At 64.4% G+C, this 19,931-nt stretch carries 20 protein-coding genes; 9 read left to right on the forward strand and 11 right to left on the reverse strand.

Annotated features, from left to right (window positions below):
• Positions 1-84: 84 nt before the first annotated feature.
• The 3 genes from ACVIW0_RS31400 to ACVIW0_RS31410 all read right to left on the reverse strand — a co-directional run bounded on the left by ACVIW0_RS31400 (position 85) and on the right by ACVIW0_RS31410 (position 3,388).
• A complete protein-coding gene (locus ACVIW0_RS31400; RefSeq protein WP_461355881.1) occupies positions 85-1,398 on the reverse strand; it encodes an ABC transporter substrate-binding protein in 1,314 nt (437 codons plus the stop codon).
• Positions 1,399-1,760: 362 nt separating this feature from the next.
• Entirely contained in the window at positions 1,761-2,714 is a 954-nt protein-coding gene (locus ACVIW0_RS31405) for a sugar-binding transcriptional regulator (RefSeq protein WP_461355882.1), read from the reverse strand.
• A gap of 8 nt (positions 2,715-2,722) precedes the next feature.
• Positions 2,723-3,388, reverse strand: coding sequence for an HAD family hydrolase (locus ACVIW0_RS31410; RefSeq protein WP_461355883.1), 666 nt, complete (start codon positions 3,386-3,388; stop codon positions 2,723-2,725).
• 114 nt (positions 3,389-3,502) lie between these two features.
• On the opposite strand from ACVIW0_RS31410, the gene ybaL reads away from it, so the two are divergent.
• Together ybaL and ACVIW0_RS31420 are read left to right on the forward strand one after the other, a co-directional pair.
• The gene (ybaL, locus tag ACVIW0_RS31415) at positions 3,503-5,239 is read left to right on the forward strand and encodes a YbaL family putative K(+) efflux transporter (RefSeq protein ID WP_461355884.1); all 1,737 of its coding nucleotides are present in this window, start codon (positions 3,503-3,505) and stop codon (positions 5,237-5,239) included.
• 61 nt (positions 5,240-5,300) lie between these two features.
• Entirely contained in the window at positions 5,301-5,534 is a 234-nt protein-coding gene (locus tag ACVIW0_RS31420; RefSeq protein WP_461355885.1) for a hypothetical protein, read from the forward strand.
• 62 nt (positions 5,535-5,596) lie between these two features.
• On the opposite strand, the gene ACVIW0_RS31425 is transcribed toward ACVIW0_RS31420, so the two are convergent.
• The 5 genes from ACVIW0_RS31425 to ACVIW0_RS31445 all read right to left on the reverse strand — a co-directional run bounded on the left by ACVIW0_RS31425 (position 5,597) and on the right by ACVIW0_RS31445 (position 8,808).
• Positions 5,597-5,821, reverse strand: a complete 225-nt coding sequence (locus tag ACVIW0_RS31425) for a hypothetical protein (protein WP_461346824.1) — start codon at positions 5,819-5,821, stop codon at positions 5,597-5,599.
• A 75-nt stretch (positions 5,822-5,896) separates the two neighbouring features.
• Positions 5,897-6,172: a chaperone modulator CbpM gene (locus tag ACVIW0_RS31430; protein ID WP_461355886.1), complete on the reverse strand. Its 276-nt coding sequence runs from the start codon at positions 6,170-6,172 to the stop codon at positions 5,897-5,899.
• Positions 6,169-7,071, reverse strand: coding sequence for a DnaJ C-terminal domain-containing protein (locus ACVIW0_RS31435; protein ID WP_461355887.1), 903 nt, complete (start codon positions 7,069-7,071; stop codon positions 6,169-6,171). The genes ACVIW0_RS31430 and ACVIW0_RS31435 overlap by 4 nt, the downstream gene beginning before the upstream one ends.
• A gap of 124 nt (positions 7,072-7,195) precedes the next feature.
• Positions 7,196-7,378 carry a hypothetical protein gene (locus tag ACVIW0_RS31440; protein ID WP_456750018.1) on the reverse strand — a complete coding sequence of 61 codons (183 nt, stop codon included), beginning with the start codon at positions 7,376-7,378 and terminating at the stop codon, positions 7,196-7,198.
• An 86-nt stretch (positions 7,379-7,464) separates the two neighbouring features.
• Complete coding sequence (locus ACVIW0_RS31445) at positions 7,465-8,808, reverse strand: YXWGXW repeat-containing protein (RefSeq protein WP_461355888.1); 1,344 nt, start codon at positions 8,806-8,808, stop codon at positions 7,465-7,467.
• Between the two features lie 14 nt (positions 8,809-8,822).
• Between ACVIW0_RS31445 and ACVIW0_RS31450 the strand changes: the two genes are divergently transcribed.
• The 6 genes from ACVIW0_RS31450 (at position 8,823) to ACVIW0_RS31475 (ending at position 14,731) form a co-directional block, all read left to right on the forward strand.
• Positions 8,823-9,290, forward strand: a complete 468-nt coding sequence (locus tag ACVIW0_RS31450; protein WP_461355889.1) for a hypothetical protein — start codon at positions 8,823-8,825, stop codon at positions 9,288-9,290.
• An 82-nt stretch (positions 9,291-9,372) separates the two neighbouring features.
• The gene (gene clpB / locus ACVIW0_RS31455; protein ID WP_461355890.1) at positions 9,373-11,985 is read left to right on the forward strand and encodes an ATP-dependent chaperone ClpB; all 2,613 of its coding nucleotides are present in this window, start codon (positions 9,373-9,375) and stop codon (positions 11,983-11,985) included.
• A gap of 101 nt (positions 11,986-12,086) precedes the next feature.
• The gene (locus ACVIW0_RS31460) at positions 12,087-12,341 is read left to right on the forward strand and encodes a DUF2171 domain-containing protein (protein ID WP_461355891.1); all 255 of its coding nucleotides are present in this window, start codon (positions 12,087-12,089) and stop codon (positions 12,339-12,341) included.
• A gap of 147 nt (positions 12,342-12,488) precedes the next feature.
• The gene (locus ACVIW0_RS31465; protein WP_461355892.1) at positions 12,489-13,541 is read left to right on the forward strand and encodes a Dyp-type peroxidase; all 1,053 of its coding nucleotides are present in this window, start codon (positions 12,489-12,491) and stop codon (positions 13,539-13,541) included.
• A gap of 1 nt (position 13,542) precedes the next feature.
• On the forward strand, positions 13,543-14,358 hold the full coding sequence (locus ACVIW0_RS31470) for a family 1 encapsulin nanocompartment shell protein (protein WP_461355893.1): 816 nt from the start codon (positions 13,543-13,545) through the stop codon (positions 14,356-14,358).
• 181 nt (positions 14,359-14,539) lie between these two features.
• On the forward strand, positions 14,540-14,731 hold the full coding sequence (locus ACVIW0_RS31475; protein WP_461355894.1) for a hypothetical protein: 192 nt from the start codon (positions 14,540-14,542) through the stop codon (positions 14,729-14,731).
• A 67-nt stretch (positions 14,732-14,798) separates the two neighbouring features.
• Here ACVIW0_RS31475 and ACVIW0_RS31480 read toward each other — a convergent pair whose 3' ends face one another.
• Positions 14,799-16,085, reverse strand: a complete 1,287-nt coding sequence (locus ACVIW0_RS31480) for an MFS transporter (RefSeq protein ID WP_461355895.1) — start codon at positions 16,083-16,085, stop codon at positions 14,799-14,801.
• 133 nt (positions 16,086-16,218) lie between these two features.
• Here ACVIW0_RS31480 and ACVIW0_RS31485 point away from each other — a divergent pair, with 133 nt between their 5' ends.
• Positions 16,219-17,430 (forward strand): amidohydrolase family protein, encoded by a 1,212-nt coding sequence (locus ACVIW0_RS31485; protein ID WP_461355896.1) that lies wholly within the window; start codon positions 16,219-16,221, stop codon positions 17,428-17,430.
• A 146-nt stretch (positions 17,431-17,576) separates the two neighbouring features.
• Here ACVIW0_RS31485 and ACVIW0_RS31490 read toward each other — a convergent pair whose 3' ends face one another.
• Both ACVIW0_RS31490 and ACVIW0_RS31495 read right to left on the reverse strand, forming a co-directional pair.
• A complete protein-coding gene (locus ACVIW0_RS31490) occupies positions 17,577-18,608 on the reverse strand; it encodes a glycoside hydrolase family 5 protein (RefSeq protein WP_461355897.1) in 1,032 nt (343 codons plus the stop codon).
• On the reverse strand, positions 18,605-19,894 hold the full coding sequence (locus ACVIW0_RS31495) for an O-antigen ligase family protein (protein WP_461355898.1): 1,290 nt from the start codon (positions 19,892-19,894) through the stop codon (positions 18,605-18,607). Before ACVIW0_RS31495 ends, ACVIW0_RS31490 begins: the two co-directional genes overlap by 4 nt.
• Positions 19,895-19,931 lie beyond the last annotated feature (37 nt).

Consider the following 19,931-nt stretch of genomic DNA (forward strand, 5'->3'; position numbering starts at 1 on the left):
GGTCGCGAGTGATCCAGCTCGGGAGGTCTAAGCTGGTCGGGCAGCCAGGGCGTTCGACACGCCCTGGCGATCGGATCGCGTGGATTACTTGATATAACCCGCGCGCTTCATCTCGCGCTCGGTCGCGGACTGCGCAGCTGACAGCGCAGCATCGACCGTGGTCGAGCCGGACAGTGCGGCCGAGAACTGCTGGCCGACTTGGGTGCCGATACCCTGAAATTCAGGGATCGCCGCATATTGCACGCCGACATAGGGCACCGGCTTCACGGTCGGGTGGCTCGGATCAGCCGCATCGATTGAGGCCAAGGTCATCTTGGCGAACGGCGCCGCCTTTAGATATTCGGGATTCTGGTACAGCGAGGTCCGCGTTCCCGGAGGCACGTTGGACCAGCCTTCCTTGGACGCGACGAGCTTGGAATACTCCTTGCTGGTCGCCCAGGCGATGAACTTCTCGGCCGCCTCGACCTTCTTCGAGCCGGCGGGGACCGCTAGACTCCACGCCCACAGCCAATTGGCGTTCTTGCCGAGACCAGTGTTCGGCGCCAGCGCGAAGCCGACCTTGCCAGCGACCGTGGACTGCGCCGGGTTGGTCACGAACGACGCCGCCACCGTGGCGTCGATCCACATCGCGCATTTGCCGGCGTTGAACAAGGCGAGGTTCTCGTTGAAACCGTTGGAAGAGGCGCCCGGAGGGCCGGCCTGCTTCATCAGGTCGACATAGGTCGTCAGCGTCTTCTTCCATTCCGGCGAATTGAACTGCGGCTCCCACTTCTCGTCGAACCAGCGCGCGCCGAAGGAATTGGACATCGCGGTCAGGAACGCCATGTTCTCGCCCCAGCCGGCCTTGCCGCGCAGGCAGATGCCGTAGACGCCGGCCGACTTGTCGGTCAGCTTCTTGGCGGCGTCGACCACGAAATCCCATGTCGGGCTGTCCGGCATCTTCAGGCCGGCCTTGTCGAACAGGTCGGTGCGGTACATCACCATCGAGCTCTCGCCGTAGAACGGCGCGGCATAGAGCTTGCCGTCGACCGAGACCGCGTCCCTGATCTTCGGCAGCAGGTCATTGACGTCGTAATCGGCACCAAGCTTGTCGAGCGGCACCAGCCAGCTCTTCTTGGCCCAGATCGGCACCTCATAGGTGCCGATGGTGAGCACGTCGAACTGGCCGCCCTTGGTGGCGATGTCGGTGGTCACGCGCTGGCGCAGCACGTTTTCCTCGAGCGTCACCCATTTCACGGTGATGTCGGGATTCTTCGCGGTGAATTCGCTGGTGAGCCCCTGCATGCGGATCATGTCGCCGTTGTTGACGGTCGCCACCGTCAGCGTGGTCTGGGCGATCGAGGGGGCAGAGATCAAAAGACTGGCCGCGCCCGCAACGGCGCAAAGGACGTTTTTCACGGTGACCTCCCTTATGCCACGTTGAGCATATGCCCACGTGTTGAGCGTATGTTCATACTGTCGCCAAATTTTGTCAAGCGCACGGCTGCGCCGTCCCCGCACGATTGCCGGTTCCACGGCACGCTGGAATGGAGTTTTTGCGGGAGCGAAGAAAGCGATTAGCGACCGCGCCGGGACAGCGCTCCCTCGCCCCGTTCTTACGGGGAGTGGGCTGGGGTGAGGGGCTTTCTCCGCGCATACGAAAGCAGACGAGTGCGTGGAGAGTCCCCCTCACCCGGAATGCATCTGGCGATGCATTCCGACCTCTCCCCGCAAGCGGGGCGAGGTGAAGCGGTGCGCTGCTCGACTCGAACCATCCAGCCCTAGCGGTCCAGCACGGCGCGCGCGGTGGCCTCATCGGTGATCAGGCCGTTGATCACCCGGCCCGCCAATGCCGCCTTGATCGACGGCACCTTGGCGACGCCGACGGCGGCCGCGATCGTGGTCGAGAGCGCGGGGATCTGCGGCGGAATGCTGGTCAGCCGCTTGTTGGTGCCGCCCTTGATCAGGCGGCCCTTGGCGTCGTAGGCCCAGCCGGTCACCTCACCGACCGCCCCGAGCCGCATCATCTCAAGCAGCTCTTCGCGGGTGACGAAGCCGTCGACATGGACCTGGGCCTTCTGGTCCATTTGGCCGATCCCGATTAGCCTGAGATCGGCCTTGGCGGCGACCGCCCTCACCCGCGCGATCGGGTCGATGCGCACCATGCGATTGCGCTCGTCCTCGCTCGACATCAGGAACGGCAGCGGCATCGGGTAATGCCGCGCGCCGGTGCGGTCGGCCAGCCGTCCCACCGTGTCGTAGAAGCTCGCCGAGCCGTCGGCGGAAATATTGCCGACCAGCGAGACGATCTGGTGATCCGGCCGCTCGATCGGCGAGACCCGCTCGACCGCGGCGCGCACCGCGCGGCCGGTGCCGAGCGCGACGATCACCGGCGTCTCCGAGCGCAGCGTCGTCTCCAGCAGATTGGCACTGCGCTTGGCAATCCCTGCATTCGACAGCGGCGCCGCCGGGTCAGTCGGCACCACGTCGCAATGCACCAGATCGAACCGCGCCTTCAGCCGCGAGGCGAGCTCCATGCAGGCTGCGATGGGGTGTTCGAGCCGAAACGTGATCAGCCGCTCGGCCAGGCACAGCGACACCAGTCGCTGCGCCGAGGCGCGGGACACCTGCAGCATCTTTGCAATTTCATCCTGGGTGTGGCCGGCGATGAAATACAGCCAGCCGGCGCGCGCCGCATCGTCGAGGCGAGACTTTTCATTGTCGGGCGCAGCCATCGTCCGTGTCAGCCTTTGATCCAGAAATCCGTCATCGCGGCGAAGATTCGATCCGCGCCAGCCTGCCGCAGCAGAGCATTGCCGTCCGCCAACCGATAGTGGGTGCCGCCGACGAATCCCCACACTTTCATGCCCGCGGCCTTTGCCGCCGTCACCCCGCTGATGCTGTCCTCGATCACAAGCGTGCGGCCGGGTTCGGCGCCCATCGCGCTGGCCGCATGCAGGAACAGATCCGGCGCCGGCTTGCCGTGCCTGACCATCTGCGCGGTGTAGAGCCGCGGTCCGAAGCTTGCGGCAAGACCGGTCAATTCCAGCGAGAATTTCACCCGCTCGAGATCACTGGACGAGGCGACGCAATACGGCAGCTGCAGTTCCGCGAGCACCGCCGCGATGCCCGCGATCGGCTTGAGCTGGATGCGGAATGTCTCGCGGACCTGGGCCGCCAGATCGGGCAGGAAAGTCGCCGGCAACGGCTCGCCCACGTCACGGCAATACTCAAGCAGCGCGGAGGTGCTGCGCCCGAGGAAGAGTTCGAGCGCCCGCTCGGTCGTCATCGCGAAGCCGGCCCGGACCATCGCCTCGGCGAGGCAGCGACAGCTCAATGCCTCGCTGTCGACGAGCACGCCGTCGCAGTCGAAGATGACCAGATCAGTGTCCGGGAGCCGCGGATCCATCGCGGCATGAGATCATATGCTCACGCCATGAGCAATAGATCACAGTTCCGTGGTGTGATGCCGCGCCTCAAATGGTCGCGGTGCACCGTCAACCATGCTGTGCGACAAGGCGAAATGCCGCATGACACACCTCTTATCGCGACCGTCGTCGCGGGCCTCGGATTAGCTTTCGTCTTCGGAACCATCGCGCAGCGCTTCCGGGTTCCGCCACTGGTCGGTTATCTGCTCGCAGGCGTCGCCGTCGGGCCCTTCACGCCCGGCTTCGTCGCGGATCAGGCGCTGGCAACCGAACTCGCGGAGCTCGGTATCATCCTGCTGATGTTCGGCGTCGGCCTGCATTTCTCGCTGAACGACCTGCTGTCGGTGCGCAAGATCGCGGTGCCCGGCGCGGTCGCGCAGATCGCGGTCGCGACGCTGATGGGCCTCGCTCTCGCCTTGCTGATGGGCTGGACCGTCGGCGCGGGCCTGGTGTTCGGATTGGCATTGTCGGTCGCAAGCACCGTCGTGCTGTTGCGCGCGCTGCAGGAGCGCCGGCTGATGGACACCGAGCGCGGCAAGATCGCGGTCGGCTGGCTGATCGTCGAGGACCTCGCGATGGTGCTGGCGCTGGTGCTGTTCCCGGCGGTGGCGAGCTTCCAGAGCGGCGGTGATGGTGCGGCGCTCACCTCCGACCCGCTTGCAACCCGTTTCGGCATCGGCCTGACCGGCGTGCTGGTGCTGACGCTGATCAAAATCGCATTGTTCATCGCGCTGATGCTGGTGGTCGGACGCCGGCTGATCCCATGGGTGCTGCATTACATCGCGCATACCGGCTCGCGCGAGCTGTTCCGGCTGACCGTGCTCGCGATCGCGCTCTGCATCGCGTTCGGCGCGACCAAGCTGTTCGGGGTCTCGCTGGCGCTCGGCGCGTTCTTCGCGGGGATGATGCTGCGGGAATCGCCGCTCAGCCAGCGCGCCGCCCAGGAAACCCTGCCGTTGCGCGACGCCTTTGCGGTGCTGTTCTTCGTCTCGGTCGGCATGCTGTTCGATCCGCTCAGCGTGGTGCGCGAACCCTGGCCGTTTGTCGCGACACTGTTCGTCATCGTGGTCGGCAAGTCGCTCGCCGCGCTCCTGATCGTCGTGCTGTTCCGTCACCCGATGGCGACCGCCCTGATGATCTCGGCAAGCCTCGCCCAGATCGGCGAGTTCTCCTTCATCCTCGCCGAGCTCGGCGTCGCACTCGATCTGCTGCCGAAGGCCGGCCGCGATCTGATCCTGGCCGGCGCGATCTTCTCGATCATGCTCAACCCGCTGGTGTTCGCGGTGGTCGACTGGCTGACGTCGCGGCTGGAGCAGCCGCAGGCCGCTTCGCCGACCGCCGCAATCGCCGAGCCGATCCCGGTCACCAACTTGCAGAATCACACCATCCTGGTCGGCTACGGCCGGGTCGGCAGCATCGTCGGCGACGCCTTGCATCAGCGCAACGCACCATTCCTCGCGGTCGAGGCGTCCGACGACATGGTGGCAAAGCTCAAGCAGCGCGGCATCGAAGCGCTGATGGGCAATGCCGCGCGCGCCAGCGTGCTGCGCGCGACCAATCCGGCCGGCGCACGATCGCTGGTGATCGCGATTCCCGAAGCGTTCGAGGCCGGACAGATCGTCGAGCAGGCGCGCGCCACCAATCCCGCGATCCAGATCATCGCGCGCGCGCATTCCGACGCGGAAGTCGATCACCTGAAACGGCTCGGGGCCGACATCGTCATCATGGGCGAGCGCGAGATCGCCCGCGGCATGATCGAGGAGCTCGACCGGAGACATCCGGCGGTTGCCCCGCATCATGCGCAGGCGACCCGGGAAGATTCAGCTGCCTGACATAAGGCACCGGCCGAAGGCGTGAGCCCGCGCCGCGCGCGGGATCGATGGAGATCAGGACATGGCGTTCAAGAGCCCACACGTTTCGCTGGTATCGTTCTCGATTGAGATCGGCGCGGGCCGCACCACCAATGCGATGCAGATCGAGACCGACTTGCATCTCAACACCCGCCATCCGAGCTACGACGCCGCCGCAGTGGAGCGGCTGGTGCGCGACGCGCAGGCCTATCTCGCCGGCAATGCCGACCAGATCACGCAAATCCGGCTGGTCTCCACCCGCGGCGGCCAGACCTGAGAGACTCTTTGTTTGAGCATGATCTTTTCGGAAAACCGGCTTCCACTTTTCCGGATCATGCTCTAGCCGCCAAGGAACGCCGGCGCCAGATCTTCCTGCACGATGATGTTGGCGGCTTCGGTTGTCAGCTCGCTGCCGACCAGATCGAGGTTCTTGGCAGCCTCGAACAGCATCGAGCGGACGTCGTCTTGTGTCAGCACACCCTTCGCGATCAGCTTGCGCACCAGCGCCTGCAAAATCAGAACATCGATCTCGCCATGGGCCAGCGGCGTCGGCTTGTCCGTCATGATGGTCTCCCAAGGATTATCTCAAGACTGATCCAAGACCGATCTCAAGGCTGAGGTTCGTGGCAAGCGAGACAGCTAGCGCGATGGTGACGCGATATCCCTGTGCAACTCGTCGAACGCGCGGCGCAGCCCGTGCAGCTGATCGACCAGATGCAGGATGACGTCGATCCCCTCGTCGTTGACGCCGAAATCGCCCTTCAGATCCCGGATCAGATGCGCGCGCGCCACGTCGGCGGCGGAGAAGCTGATCTCCTGCCCGGTCTCGTCAGGCACTAGCCATTGCTGCTCGATCCAGAACTCCAGGGTCTGGACCTCGAGACCCGCATCGTCGAGGAATTGCTGCTTGTTCATGATGCACCATCCTCGCGCGGATTGAATGCCTTGCGATCCCAGTTCGACACAAACGCCTCAAGCGCGGGATCGGGTCCCTTGGGCAGGACCACCCTGAGCTTGACGAACTCGTCGCCATGACCGCCGCCGACCTTGGGCGCTCCCTTGCCGCGCAACCGCATCGTGGTTCCGGTGTTGGAGCCCTTCGGCACTGTCATGGTCACGGCGCCGGTCGGCGTCGGCACGTTGACCTTGCCGCCGAGCACCGCCTCGGACAGCGAGATCGGCAATTCCAGCGAGATGTCGTCACCGTCGCGGGTGAAGCGCGGATCGGGACGCACCTCGACCTCGATCAGCGCATCGCCGGGACCGCCCTTGCCGCTGCCCGGCATGCCCTTGCCGCGCAGGCGGATGATTTGTCCGTCGACGAGGCCCGGCGGGATCGTCACGTCGAGCGTGCCGCCATCGGGAAGCGTCAGGCGCTTGCTCGCGCCGGTGATCGATTCCGCGAAGTCGATCGCGAGGCTGTAATGCAGGTCGCGGCCGCGCCGGTTGGCGCGCGCCTGCTCGCTGCGCCGGAGCAGTTCGGCGAACGCATCGTCCTGATCCATATAGTCGGCATAGCCGGAACTGTCGGCATAGGGATGCCCCTCACCCGCGGTAGCGAAATCCCGGTAGTAGCGATGCTGCGGCCGCTCGGCGCCGCTCTCGTCGATCTCGCCGGCGTCGAAGCGCTTGCGCTTGTCGGCATCACCAAGCAGATCGTTCGCGGCGGCGACTTCCTTGAACTTCTCCTCGGCCGCCTTGTCACCCGGATTGAGATCCGGATGCAGTTTCTTCGCAAGCTTGCGATAGGCCTTCTGGATATCGGCCGCAGACGCCGTCGGGGCAACGCCAAGAATCTCGTACGGATTTCTCACAACCTGCTCCGCAACACCGTGAGTGCGCCTGCATTCATGAGGGCGCAAAAGCAGGCGATTTGCAAGTGCGCTGGCCCGCCGCCCGGCGATGGGCGGTGCAGCGCGCACTCATGTTACCGCCGCGTTAAGACGTATGTCCGGGATCCAGATAGTTCGGCATGTTCTTTTGCTGCTGCGGCGTCATCTTGGCGGTATCCGCCTTGCCGGGTACACCCCGCGGACCGAGCAGGGCCCGCTGCATGTCGTCCTCGCTGAGGCGAGGCTTTCCATCGTCAAGCTGTCCGCTGCCACCGTGACTTTGTGCCATGACCGACCTCCAGTGATGATCGCTTGCGCGCGGGCAGGAAAGATACCGCGCTCCGCCGGAACGAGCCAGCGGAGCGCGATGCGACCTTAATGCTCCGGCCGCTTCTCCTCTACAGGACGAGGAGCGGCATGCGGCGGCGCCTGGACGTGCGGTGCGGCCTGAACATGCGGCTCCGGCCGTGCCGCCGGTTGCGGATGTGGCTCAGGGCGTGCCGCCGTTTCCGGCCGCGCTTCCGGCCTTGCGGCAGTCTCCGGTCGGGGCTCGGCCCGCGGCTCTTCCTTGCGGACCTCCTCGGGTCGCTTCTCCTGCACGGCGGGACGCGCCGCTTCCGTTGCGGGACGCGGCTCGACCTTCGGCTCGGCGGCAGGTGCTGCGCGCTTCTCCTCGACCCCGGGCCTGTTCTCCTGCGCTGAAGGATGCGCCGCCGGAACTTCCTTGCCGGGGACCGGGAGCGCATGGGACTCCGCCGGCGCAGGCCGCGGCGCGACCTTGGTCTCGGGCGCAGGCGTTGCGGGCTTCTCCTCGACCGCCGGCTGGTTCTCCTGAGCTTGCGGGTGGGCGGCCGGAACCTCTTTCCCGGGGACCGGAAGCGCATGCGATTCAGCCGGTGCAGCCGGAGCGCCCGGTCGCGCCGGCTCTGCAGCAGCCGGCTTTGCCGCGGTGGCAGGCACCGCCTCGCCGGCCGGCCGCGCGCGGACCACGCCCGGTCCCTTCAATTCGCCGGGACGCGCCGTCGCGCCAACCGCCGGCACGCCGTTATTGGCACGCTTGAACAGGCTCGGATCCTGGCTCGCGGTCTCGACCTGCTTGCGCTGCAACGGCGTCGCCGCGAAGTGCGGCTCCTTGGCGATCGCGCGCTCGGCGGGCGTCGGCCGCACCTCGATGCCGCCGCGGCCGCCATTGTAGCTGACGTTGCTGATGGTGGTCTGACTGATCGTGACGTTCTTCTCGTAGACGGTGGTGATCCGCGCACCGCCGAGATTGTTCACGGTGCGATTGTAGAAGAAATTGCCGTGATCCCAGCGGCCGCCTTGGTAGCCCGTACCGCCGTAGCCGAAGCCGTAATTGATGCCGCCGTAGAAGCCGACGCGATCGCCCCAATAGCCCTGATGGAAAATGAAGCCGCCACCGAACGCGCCCCAGTAGCCGGGAGTCCACAGCAACCCGACCCGCGGCGGCTGCACCCAGGTGCCGGGCACCCAGTAGTAATCGCCGCGATCTTCGTCCCACGACCAATTGCCCGGCGACCACATGTAGCCAGGACCGGGAATCGGCGGCTGGTCGTAGGTCGGCAATGGCGGCGGCGCGGTCTCGACGGCAGAGACCGGCGCGCATGCCGCATCCTGCGCGATTGCTGGAACAGCTGCCACTGAGAACAGCACCGCGGCAGTCGCTGCACACGACGCGGTCGACAGAAGACGAATGGTCATTGGGAGCCTCTTCGATGAGCAACTTCAACGTGAGAAGCGGAACAAGAGTTCCGCGCGTCGGCAATGCACCGACACACTCATCGCTAGACCCTTCACCTTACACCAGCCTGAAACACGCCGATGCAAATGGAAACGCAATCACGCGGCCATTCATCGACAGTTCAGAGTGTGCGGTGACGTCGTATCGTGCGATTCAATGGAACATCGCGACGCGCAATGCATCATCGATCGCACGCACCACTCGATGCGACGTGATCGTTTCCGAAAGCGCGAATATGACCTTCTTGCTTCATACGATTGTCGTGATCCAGGCCCGTCGACCCAGACATTTCGGCGATCACCGGACCGCCCATCGGCGTGATGTGGGGACGCCGGGTCTGACGGCGCGTCCGTGGCAGTGCGCCCGGCCGAGTGCCAGGGACGAACAGGTGCCGGCGCAAGAGTTTAGGTGCAACATTCCGGCGGCCGCGCGGGGCGATTGACACTCCCCTGAAACGACCACACGATGCGCGCGCGGTGGCATGACGAGATCTCGATGAGCCCGCGTTGCCTTGAGGTGCCACGATGAACATAGAAAAATATACCGATCGCGTGCGCGGCTTCATTCAGTCGGCACAATCGCTCGCGATGCGCGAGGGACACCAGCAATTCTCGACGCTCCATATCCTGAAGGTGCTGCTCGATGATCCCGAAGGCCTTGCAGCCGGCCTGATCGACCGCGCCGGCGGCAACTCGCGCGCGATCCTCAAGGCAACCGAAGAGGCGCTGGCGAAGGTGCCGAAGGTCAGCGGCGGCGGCTCCGGTCAAATCTACCTGGCGCCCGAGACCGCGCGCGCTTTCACCGCGGCGGAACAGGCCGCCGACAAGGCCGGCGACAGTTTCGTCTCGGTCGAACGCCTGCTGCAGGCGCTCGCGGCCGACAAGGACAGCGAGGCCGGCAAGCTGCTCGCCAAGGGTGGCGTCAATCCGCAGAACCTGAATGCCGCCATCAACGCGCTGCGCAAGGGCCGCACCGCCGACAGCGCGTCGGCCGAGAATGCCTATGACGCGTTGAAGAAATACGCCCGCGACCTGACCCAGGCCGCGCGCGACGGCAAGCTCGATCCCGTCATCGGCCGCGACGAGGAGATCCGCCGCACCATCCAGGTGCTGTCGCGCCGCACCAAGAACAATCCCGTCTTGATCGGCGAGCCCGGTGTCGGCAAGACCGCGATCGTCGAAGGCCTGGCGCTGCGCATCGTCAATGGCGACGTGCCGGAAAGCCTGCAGGACAAGGCGCTGCTCGCGCTCGATCTCGGTGCGCTGATTGCCGGCGCGAAATATCGCGGCGAGTTCGAGGAACGGCTCAAGGCGGTGCTGCAGGAGGTGACGTCGGCCGAGGGCGGCATCATCCTGTTCATCGACGAGATGCACACCCTGATCGGCGCCGGCAAGGGCGACGGCGCGATGGACGCATCGAACCTGTTGAAGCCCGCGCTCGCGCGCGGCGAACTGCATTGCATCGGCGCGACCACGCTCGACGAATACCGCAAGCATGTTGAGAAGGACCCGGCGCTGGCTCGACGTTTCCAGCCGGTATTCGTCTCGGAGCCCACGGTCGAAGACACCATCTCGATCCTGCGCGGGCTGAAGGACAAATACGAACAGCATCACGGCGTGCGTATCGCGGATTCGGCGCTCGTCGCCGCCGCGACGTTGTCGAACCGCTACATCACCGACCGCTTCCTGCCCGACAAGGCCATCGACCTGATGGACGAGGCCGCGGCACGGCTGAAGATGCAGGTCGATTCCAAGCCCGAAGACCTCGACTCGCTCGACCGCGAGATCATCCGGCTCAAGATCGAGCAGGAGGCGCTGAGGAAGGAGACCGATCTCGGCTCCAGGAGCCGACTGCAGACGCTCGAGAAGGATCTCGTCGATCTGGAGAAGAAGTCGGCGGACATGACGTCGAAATGGCGCTCCGAGAAGAGCAAGCTGTCGGATGCACAGAAGATGAAGGGCGAACTCGAGCAGCTGCGCACCGAGCTTGCCAATGCGCAGCGTAGGGGCGAATTCCAGAAGGCCGGCGAACTGGCCTATGGCCGGATCCCGGAGCTCGAGAAAAAACTCGCGGCGGTCGAGGCCAGCGAAACCTCGTCCGCCAGCGAGACCGTGACCGCCGACAACATCGCACAGGTGGTCTCGCGCTGGACCGGCGTGCCGGTCGACAAGATGCTGGAAGGCGAAAAAGACAAGTTGCTGCGCATGGAGGAGATGCTCGGCAAGCGCGTCGTCGGCCAGGCCGAGGCCGTACGTGCGGTGTCGACCGCGGTGCGCCGTGCCCGCGCCGGATTGCAGGATCCGAACCGGCCGATCGGCTCGTTCATGTTCTTGGGGCCGACCGGCGTCGGCAAAACCGAGCTCGCCAAGGCGCTCGCCGAATATCTGTTCGACGACGAGACCGCGATGATCCGGCTCGACATGTCCGAATACATGGAGAAGCACTCGGTGTCGCGGCTGATCGGCGCCCCGCCCGGCTATGTCGGCTATGACGAGGGCGGCGCGCTGACCGAAGCGGTGCGGCGGCGGCCCTATCAGGTGGTGCTGTTCGACGAGATCGAGAAGGCGCACCCCGATGTCTTCAACGTACTGCTGCAGGTGCTCGACGACGGCCGTCTCACCGACGGTCAGGGCCGCACCGTCGACTTCCGCAACACGCTGATCATCATGACCTCGAACATCGGCGCCGAATATCTCGTCAACCAGCCGGAGGGCCAGAGCACGAGCGCCGTGCGCGAGCAGGTGATGAACATGGTGCGGGCGCATTTCCGCCCCGAGTTCCTCAACCGCATCGACGAGATCATCCTGTTCCACCGGCTGCAGAAGAGCGACATGGGCCGCATCGTGGAGATCCAGTTCTCGCGGCTGCGCAAGCTGCTGGAGGATCGCAAGATCGATCTGGAGCTCGAGCCGAAGGCGCGCGATTGGCTGGCGGAGAAGGGTTGGGATCCGGCCTATGGCGCCCGCCCGCTGAAGCGGGTGATCCAGCGTAGCGTGCAGGATCCGCTCGCCGAGATGATCCTCGCCGGCGAGGTGCGCGACGGCTCGCAGGTCAAACTCTCCGCCACCAAGGCCGGCCTCACCTTCAACGGCAAGAAGCCCGAGAACGCGGCCGCGGACGAATTCGAGCCGGTGTGAGACAGGCCGGAATGGACAACGACGCGGTGTCATCGCCGCGTCGTCTGGGCGCATCATATGCAAGCCGAATATACAAGCTGACCTGCAACCAGGAGAGCGCCATGACGCAGCACAAGATCAAGGACAACATGGAGGTCATCGGCGCCGATGGCGTGCATGTCGGCACCTTCGATCACGTCGAGGGCAACCGCATCAAGCTCAAGAAGAGCGACAGCGACGGCTTCCACAAGGGCCATCATCACTTCATCGAGCTCGGCTTCGTGGCGGGTGTCGAAGGCTCCAAGGTTCGGCTCTCGGCCAACGCCGCGATCGCGGTGACCCTCGAGGAAGAGAAGTCCGGCAAGCCCGTCGATTGAGGCAGGCACCTCTGCAAGAGCGTGAGCCATTCGAGCCCTTGTAAAGGTTCCAGTGGCATGCTCCTCTGCCCCTGTCTGGACGCCGATCCGGCGTCCAGCGCCTGCCTTTTGTCCTCGTGGAAGTGCCGTTTAGTCAAGGAGACATGCGTGCCATCAGCCGTTCCGCAACCGGTCGCTGCGAAGCTGACGCGCGCGGCCATCTTCCTTGCGGTCACGATCAAGCCCAATCCGGAATATGATGCGGTGGTACGGTCGCTGTGCGCCGATCTGGGCGCGCTGCTGCGTGCGGTGGGCTTCCGCGATCTCGAAGGCCGGCTGTCCTGCGTCATGGGGATCGGTTCGGATGCATGGGACCGGCTGTTCGGCGCGCCGAAGCCGCAAGGCCTGCATCCGTTCCGCGAGATCAACGGCGTCCACCACGCGGTCGCGACGCCCGGCGACCTGCTGTTCCACATCCGTGCCGTGCCGATGGATTTGTGCTTCGAGCTCGCGACCCAGATCATGTCGCGGCTCGGCGATGCGGTCGCCACCTCGGACGAGGTGCACGGCTTCAAATATTTCGACGAGCGCGACCTGCTCGGCTTTGTCGACGGCACCGAAAATCCGGAAGACCAGGCCGCGCTGGAGGCCACCATCATCGGCGACGAGGACATAACCTTCGCCGGCGGCAGCTATGTGATCGTACAAAAATACCTGCACGATCTGAAGAAGTGGAACGAACTGTCGGTCGAGATGCAGGAAAAGATCATCGGCCGCAAAAAACTGTCCGACATCGAGCTCGACGATGCGGTGAAGCCGAGCTACGCGCACAACGCCCTGACGACGATCGTCGAAAACGGCGAAGAGCTCGATATCGTGCGCGACAACATGCCGTTCGGCAGCGTCAGCAAGGGCGAGTTCGGCACCTATTTCATCGGCTATGCGAAATCCCCGCACCGGATCGAGCAGATGCTGGAGAACATGTTCGTCGGCAGGCCGCCCGGCAATTACGACCGCCTGCTCGACTTCAGCCGCGCCGTGACCGGTACGCTGTACTTCGTTCCGTCGGCGACCTTCCTGGAAGATGCCGCGAATGCAGCACCGGCGGCCTCGCCCGCTGAGCCATCGCCGGATGACGCCGCTGCCGACGACGCACCTGCACCGACACGACCGCCGGCCGAAGGCTCACTTGGTATCGGCTCGCTGAAAGGAAACACCTGACATGAATAATCTGCATCGGGGGCTGGCCCCCATCTCGGACACGGCATGGGCCCAGATCGAAGAGGAAGCCGCGCGCACGTTGAAGCGCCATCTGGCGGCGCGCCGTGTCGTCGACGTCGATGGCCCGAAGGGCACGGATTTCTCCGCCGTGGGCACCGGCCATCTGAAAAAAATCGCGACGCCCGGCGACGGGGTCGAGGCGACGCAGCGTGAGGTCCGCGCGCTGGTCGAATTGCGCGTGCCGTTCGATCTATCGCGCCAGGCGATCGACGATGTCGAGCGCGGTGCAAATGATTCCGACTGGGACCCACTGAAGGACGCCGCGCGAAAAATCGCGTTCGCCGAAGATCGCGTGGTGTTCGACGGCTACACCGCCGCCGGCATTCAGGGAATCCGCCAGGGCAGCAGCAACCCGGTGCTGACGCTGCCGGCGAGCGTCAAGAATTACCCCACCGTGGTCGCGCAGGCGGTGAGCCAGTTGCGGCTCGCCGGCGTCAACGGCCCCTATACGCTGCTGCTCGGCACCGAGCCCTATACTGCGATCGGCGGCGCGACCGACGACGGCTACCCTGTGCTGCAGCACATCCAGCGACTGGTCGACGGCAAGATCATCTGGGCGCCCGCGATCGAGGGCGGCGTCCTGCTGACCACCCGCGGCGGCGATTTCCAGCTCTCGATCGGCCAGGACCTGTCGATCGGCTATCTCAGCCACTCCGCGGATTCGGTCCGGTTGTATTTCCAGGAGACCATGGCCTTCCTGATGCTGACCAGCGAGGCATCGGTGGTGCTTGCGCCGGAGGCGAAGAAACCCGCCTAGAGCATGATCCGGAAAAGTGCGAAGCGGTTTTCCGAGAAGATCATGCTCAAATAGAGCTAAAGCGCGATAGCGGTTTAACCCAATCTCATCGCGCTTTAGTCTTTCCGGCGTTGCTTCATCCGGGAAGTCTCCGGCCGTGGCCGGGACTTCCGCCAAACGTGAAACGGAGAGGAGGCGCGCAATGGACTACGATCTCTATATCAATCCGAAGAAGGCCTCGATCGGTCTCTATGTTCGCAAGGGCGCCGGTCTGCCTGATCTTGTCGATGCCAAGGACTGGGTATTTGACGGAACCTTCGGGCAGGCCAATCTGCCGGCGCAGCTCGTGAAGGAGATCGAGGCCAACGGCCACGCCTTCCGCGACATGGATTAACGCCGCGGCGTTTTGTCTTGATGCGTTGTCTTCACGCGAACCGGTATCCACTTCGCTCGAAAACGCCTTATTTATCGCCTGTCTTCACCGGCGCGGTCTCGGGCATCAGGCTCATCGCCACGATCCCGACCGCGGCCGCGAGCAGGAGATACCAGGACGGCGCCAGCGGATCGCCCGTCACATGCAGCAGCCATGTGACCACGAGCTGCGCGGTGCCGCCGAACGTCGCGATCGCGACCGCATAGATCGTCGCGAACACGCCGCCGCGGATGTTCTGCGGCAAGGCTTCGGTGAAGGCGGCATAGAAGGCCGTGAACGGCAGCGAGCCGATGAACGACAGGATGCCGAAGCCGAACAAGAGCGACCAGGCGCCGGGGTCGCGCACGATCCACAGGAAGGCCGGATAGGTCAGCACCAGCACGACGAGCTGCGGCCAGATCATGATCGGCTTGCGTCCGAGCCGATCGGCCAGCCAGCCGCCGAGCACGGCGCCGATGATCTGCAAGCCATTGCTGACCAGCGACACGGTGAACGCCAGCGACGGCGACACATGCAGCGTGTTCCTGGCGTAGGTCGTCATGTACTGCGTTACATAGGTCGAGATCGTGCCGCTGGCCAGGATCATCACGGCCAGCGCGATCACACGCAGATGCCGGCGCGCCAGCGCGACGTGACTTGAGCGTTCAACCTGCCCGGCGACGTGTTCGCCATGCGAGATCGTTTCCGGCAGCGTGCGGCGCATCCAGATGCCGAACGGCAGGCAGACCGCCCCGAGCAGGAACGCGACGCGCCACCCGTAAGCCTCGAGCATGTCGGGCGCCATCGTGCTGCTCAGGATGACGCCGACCAGCGCGCCGACCGTCGCCGCAATCTCCTGGCTGGCCGGCTGCCAGGCCACCACCAGGCCGCGATTCCTGGGTGCTGCGATCTCGATCAGATAGGCGGTGGTCGGGCCGACCTCGCCGCCGAGCGCAAATCCCTGCACCATCCGCGCCAGGATCACGATAAAGGGCGCCACGATGCCGATCGCGGCATAGGACGGCGTCAGCGCGATGGTCAGGATTGCGCCACCCATCAGCGCGAAACTCAGCAGCATCGCCGGCCGCCGGCCGACCCGGTCGGAGAAGATCCCGAGCACGATGCCGCCAACGGGGCGCGTCAGGAAACCGGCGCCGAAGGTCGCAAGCGACAGCATCAGGCTGCCGTATTCGCTGTGCGCGGGAAAGAAGGTGCGCCCGATCTCGGTCGCAAAGAAGCTGTAGGTGATGAAGTCGTAGAACTCCAGCATGTTGCCGATGGTCGCGGCAAAGGCTGCGCGCTTGACGTCGAATTCCCTGCTCGCAATCTCTGGCAACGCTCTCGGTTCCTTGTCTGGCCGTTCGATGCGAGTATTATTCCTCCGATCATGTTAGGCAAGGCATGGTCGAGTTGAGGCATGGCACGCCGCGCGATTTGCATGTGACACAATCAACGGAAGGACAGATCCGATGCCGGCTGACATGCTCTTCATCAATGCCAGACTCGGTGACGGCACGCGCCGCGACATACTGGTTCGCGACGGCCGCATCACGGCGATCGAGGTGAGCGCCGCGCGCCCGGCCGGGGTCGAGATCGTCGATCTCGGCAATGCGCTGGTCGTGCCCGGCTTCGTCGAGGGCCACATCCATCTCGACACCAGCTTCTACGGCGACACCTGGCGGCCGCACCGCCCCTGCAGCAATGGATTCGACGTTCACGAACGGGTTGCGTTCCAGGCCGAGAACCTCGCGGCCGCCGCCCCGATGGACGTGCGGGCGCGCAACCAGCTCGATCTCTGCATCGGGCACGGCACGACGCAGATGCGCAGCCACGTCATGGTCGACGGCTCGGTGGGCCTGAAGTCGCTCGAGACCATCCTCAAGGTGCGCGACGAATACCGCAATCTGATCGATATCCAGCTCGTGGCGTTTCCGCAGAGCGGCATCCTCAGCAGTCCCGGCACGCCGCAATTGCTCGACGAGGCCATCAAGCTCGGCGCCAACGCCGTCGGCGGCCTCGATCCCGCGAGCTTCGACCGGGATGTCGAAGGGCATCTCGACGTCGTGTTCGGCGTCGCGCAGAAGCACGGCGTCGATATCGACATCCATCTGCATGATGGCGGCATGCTCGGTGCCTTCGAGCTCGAGCAGATCGCGGCGCGGACGCGCGCGCTCGGCATGGAAGGCCGCGTCGCGGTCAGCCACGCTTACGGACTCGGCGATATCCCTGCCGATGCGCTGAAAAAGACCGCCGACAGCCTGGCGCGCTCGGGCGTCGCGATCATGACCAATGCGCCGGGTGCGCGGCCGTTCCCGCCCGTCGCCACGCTCAGAAAAGCCGGCGTCACGGTGTTCAGCGGCAACGACAACATCCGCGACTCCTGGTGGCCCTATGGCGACGGCGACATGCTGGGCCGCGCCATGATGATCGGATACCGCTCGGGCTTCTGCACTGACGAGGAGCTCGCGATCGCGTTCGACATGGTCACCGCGGCCGGCGCCAAGGCGCTGCGGCTTGACGGCTACGGCCTGCATGTCGGCGCCAAGGCCGATTTCGTCACCTTGAACGCCGTGCATATTCAGGAGGCCGTGGTCGCGCGGCCCTCCGGGCGGTCCGTCTACAAGGGCGGCGTCCTGGTGGCGCGCGACAATCGCGTCGTCAGGGATGCCAGCCGATCCTGAAGCGGGGCGCCGAAGGTTTTAGATCATGATGCGTTTCCACGGAATCGCATCATGATCTCATCTCTTTGTTTGAGCATGATCTCCGCGCAAACGCCTTTGGCGTTTGTCGCGAGGGAAAACCGGTTTCCACTTTTCCGGATCATGCTCTAGCGGACCGGCGGAATGATCGCGTTGAGGATGTCCCGCTTCCAGCGTTGCCGGGCGCCGTCGAAGGCCGAGAAATCGTGGTCGAACTGCCAGAACGCCCACGACCAGCCATTCCGTTCCGCACTTCGCGTCAGGAACGACAGGTACTTAACTCGGCTGTCGGCCGGCGCACGCTCATAGACGCCGAACTCGCCGAGATAGACCGGGCGCTGCTCTTTCTCCGACCAGGACCTGATCTTGTCGAAGTCGGCCGAGGTCTTGGCTTCGTCTTGCGCCGAGCCCCAGCTCAACGGAGCCATCTTTGAGAATTTCGGCGACCACGGCGCGCCCTGATGGGTGAATTGCAGCGGCAGGTAATAGTGGAACGTGACGATCAGGTTCCTGTCGCCCGCCGGCAGCGCCAGCCGATCGACCGGGAGCTCCTCGGTGTTCAGGATCGCGACCACGACCTTCCGCGTCGGATTGCTATCCCTGACGATCGCCAGACACTCGCCGAGCAAGGCATTCCACTCGGCCGACGTCATGTTCCCACCGGGCTCGTTCAGGATCTCGAACACCAGCGTCGGGTATTTCCGCGCATAGCGCGACGCGATCTGACGCCAGAAGGCCTTCAGCTTCACGGCGCATTCCGTAGCGTTGCGCTGGCAGAGATCGGTGTCGTGCTCATCGAGGACCGGGATCAGCTTCCGCGCAAGCGTTTCCTCGATGACGCCGTCGAGGCGTCGCAGGACGGCGTCGTCGAGCACGTTGTCCGCGTCCATGTGCTTGAAGCCGAAGAAGTTGATCCTGACATGCGAGAAGCCGGCCTTGCGGATCGCATCGAAGTTTTCCAGGCGGAAGGGCGCGTTCCAGACCCCCTCCCAGACGCCGTCATAGCCGAGAATATTGATGCCGCGCCCCAAGGCCGCGACGCCGGAGGACGCGCCCTGCCCGGCCGCATTCACCGGCGAGATCGGCACCGTCGCCAGGACCGCGAAGACCGCCACCAGCACGGCGACGGCTCCTGACAGAAACGCCCGGACAATCGTCATGACTGCTCCACCCCGCGAGACTGCGCTCGCGACAATGGCATCGGCCGGCAGATCGCCAGGAAGAACGCCACCAGCAACACCGACGTGAACATCGTCGAGCGAAGGAAGACCGTCTCGGTAAAATTCGTCTGGCAACTGAGGAAGACGAAGCCGATGATCAACGCGCAATGCGGACGATCGATCGCCCGATCCGCGATCAGGCAGAGCACTTTGTAGGAGAACAGGAAGACGCTTGCCGTGAACAGGAAATAGCCCAGGAAGCCGGTCTCGATCAGGATCGCGATATAGCCGTTGTGATAGTTGTCGAGCACCCAGCCGCGGCTCTGGTTGAAATAATCGTAGATCTCCGGAGTGGTCCAGAACCCGTTGATGCCAAATCCGAACAGTGGTGCATCATCGAAATGGCTGATGGCGTATTGCCAGATGAACGTTCGCTCGGTGAAATCGATCGCGGTGTCGAAGACATGGATCGCGTCATACCCGGTGGTGTAGAAGTACAGGACCAGCACGACGGCCGCGACGCACATCACGCAAGGGAGAACCGCATAGATCTGCATGCACCTGACCGACCACAGCGAGGTCAGGACCAGCGCACAGGCAACCAGCGCCAGCGCGCCGGCGCCGCGCGACTCCGACATGATGACGCAAGCCGAGGCGAGCGCGAACGTCACGAGGAAGGGCAACCATGCCTGTCCGGTGATCTTTCGATAGCAGGCAAAGAACATCAGATAGGCTCCGGTAAAGCCGAGAGCCTGCTTCGATGCGAAGATGCCCTGCCACTGGCCCATGTGCTGCCAGCTCTGGTCGAGGCCGATATCCGGAACGAATACCGAGCAGGCCGCAGATGCCGCGATCAGGACGAAGAGGCCGCGGTTCATCGATCTCACGATGTCATCGATGTCGACACGGGTGATCAGACAGAACGCACCAAGTGTCGTGATGACGAGCGCCGCGGTTTTCATGAGCGCCTCGACGTTCAAATTGGTCCAGAATACCGAGATCGCGGCAAAGGCGTAGAATGCAACAACCGCCAGCGTGACGAGACTGAAGTCCAGCCGCAGGCATGGACGCACGAACAGGCTCGCGTAGATCAGAACGCCCCACATCAAGAGGGCGGCCACCTGCTGCAGCAGGGTCAGTTCCGGCGGCAGCAGCGCGAAGTTGAAGATCCCCATCGACACGATCACGTTGACGCTGATCGACCAATTGATGATGGTCCGTGCGAAGTTTTCCGCCGCCACGCCGGGCGTCTGCCAGACCGAGCTATCGAGCGCGCGTCCATCCATTTGATTGTACTCCGCTCACTTAGTGAGCCTGCAATTC

This window comes from Bradyrhizobium sp. USDA 4454, assembly GCF_054822705.1.

What these genes read in the sequence shown, in the direction of transcription:
- ACVIW0_RS31405 (WP_461355882.1), bottom strand. Translation starts at nt 2,714, where the DNA reads ATGGCTGCGCCCGACAATGAAAAGTCTCGCCTCGACGATGCGGCGCGC.
- ACVIW0_RS31410 (WP_461355883.1), bottom strand. Translation starts at nt 3,388, where the DNA reads ATGGATCCGCGGCTCCCGGACACTGATCTGGTCATCTTCGACTGCGAC.
- ybaL (WP_461355884.1), top strand. Translation starts at nt 3,503, where the DNA reads ATGCCGCATGACACACCTCTTATCGCGACCGTCGTCGCGGGCCTCGGA.
- ACVIW0_RS31420 (WP_461355885.1), top strand. Translation starts at nt 5,301, where the DNA reads ATGGCGTTCAAGAGCCCACACGTTTCGCTGGTATCGTTCTCGATTGAG.
- ACVIW0_RS31425 (WP_461346824.1), bottom strand. Translation starts at nt 5,821, where the DNA reads ATGACGGACAAGCCGACGCCGCTGGCCCATGGCGAGATCGATGTTCTG.
- ACVIW0_RS31430 (WP_461355886.1), bottom strand. Translation starts at nt 6,172, where the DNA reads ATGAACAAGCAGCAATTCCTCGACGATGCGGGTCTCGAGGTCCAGACC.
- ACVIW0_RS31440 (WP_456750018.1), bottom strand. Translation starts at nt 7,378, where the DNA reads ATGGCACAAAGTCACGGTGGCAGCGGACAGCTTGACGATGGAAAGCCT.
- ACVIW0_RS31445 (WP_461355888.1), bottom strand. Translation starts at nt 8,808, where the DNA reads ATGACCATTCGTCTTCTGTCGACCGCGTCGTGTGCAGCGACTGCCGCG.
- ACVIW0_RS31450 (WP_461355889.1), top strand. Translation starts at nt 8,823, where the DNA reads ATGAGCAACTTCAACGTGAGAAGCGGAACAAGAGTTCCGCGCGTCGGC.
- clpB (WP_461355890.1), top strand. Translation starts at nt 9,373, where the DNA reads ATGAACATAGAAAAATATACCGATCGCGTGCGCGGCTTCATTCAGTCG.
- ACVIW0_RS31460 (WP_461355891.1), top strand. Translation starts at nt 12,087, where the DNA reads ATGACGCAGCACAAGATCAAGGACAACATGGAGGTCATCGGCGCCGAT.
- ACVIW0_RS31470 (WP_461355893.1), top strand. Translation starts at nt 13,543, where the DNA reads ATGAATAATCTGCATCGGGGGCTGGCCCCCATCTCGGACACGGCATGG.
- ACVIW0_RS31475 (WP_461355894.1), top strand. Translation starts at nt 14,540, where the DNA reads ATGGACTACGATCTCTATATCAATCCGAAGAAGGCCTCGATCGGTCTC.
- ACVIW0_RS31485 (WP_461355896.1), top strand. Translation starts at nt 16,219, where the DNA reads ATGCCGGCTGACATGCTCTTCATCAATGCCAGACTCGGTGACGGCACG.
- ACVIW0_RS31490 (WP_461355897.1), bottom strand. Translation starts at nt 18,608, where the DNA reads ATGACGATTGTCCGGGCGTTTCTGTCAGGAGCCGTCGCCGTGCTGGTG.
- ACVIW0_RS31495 (WP_461355898.1), bottom strand. Translation starts at nt 19,894, where the DNA reads ATGGATGGACGCGCGCTCGATAGCTCGGTCTGGCAGACGCCCGGCGTG.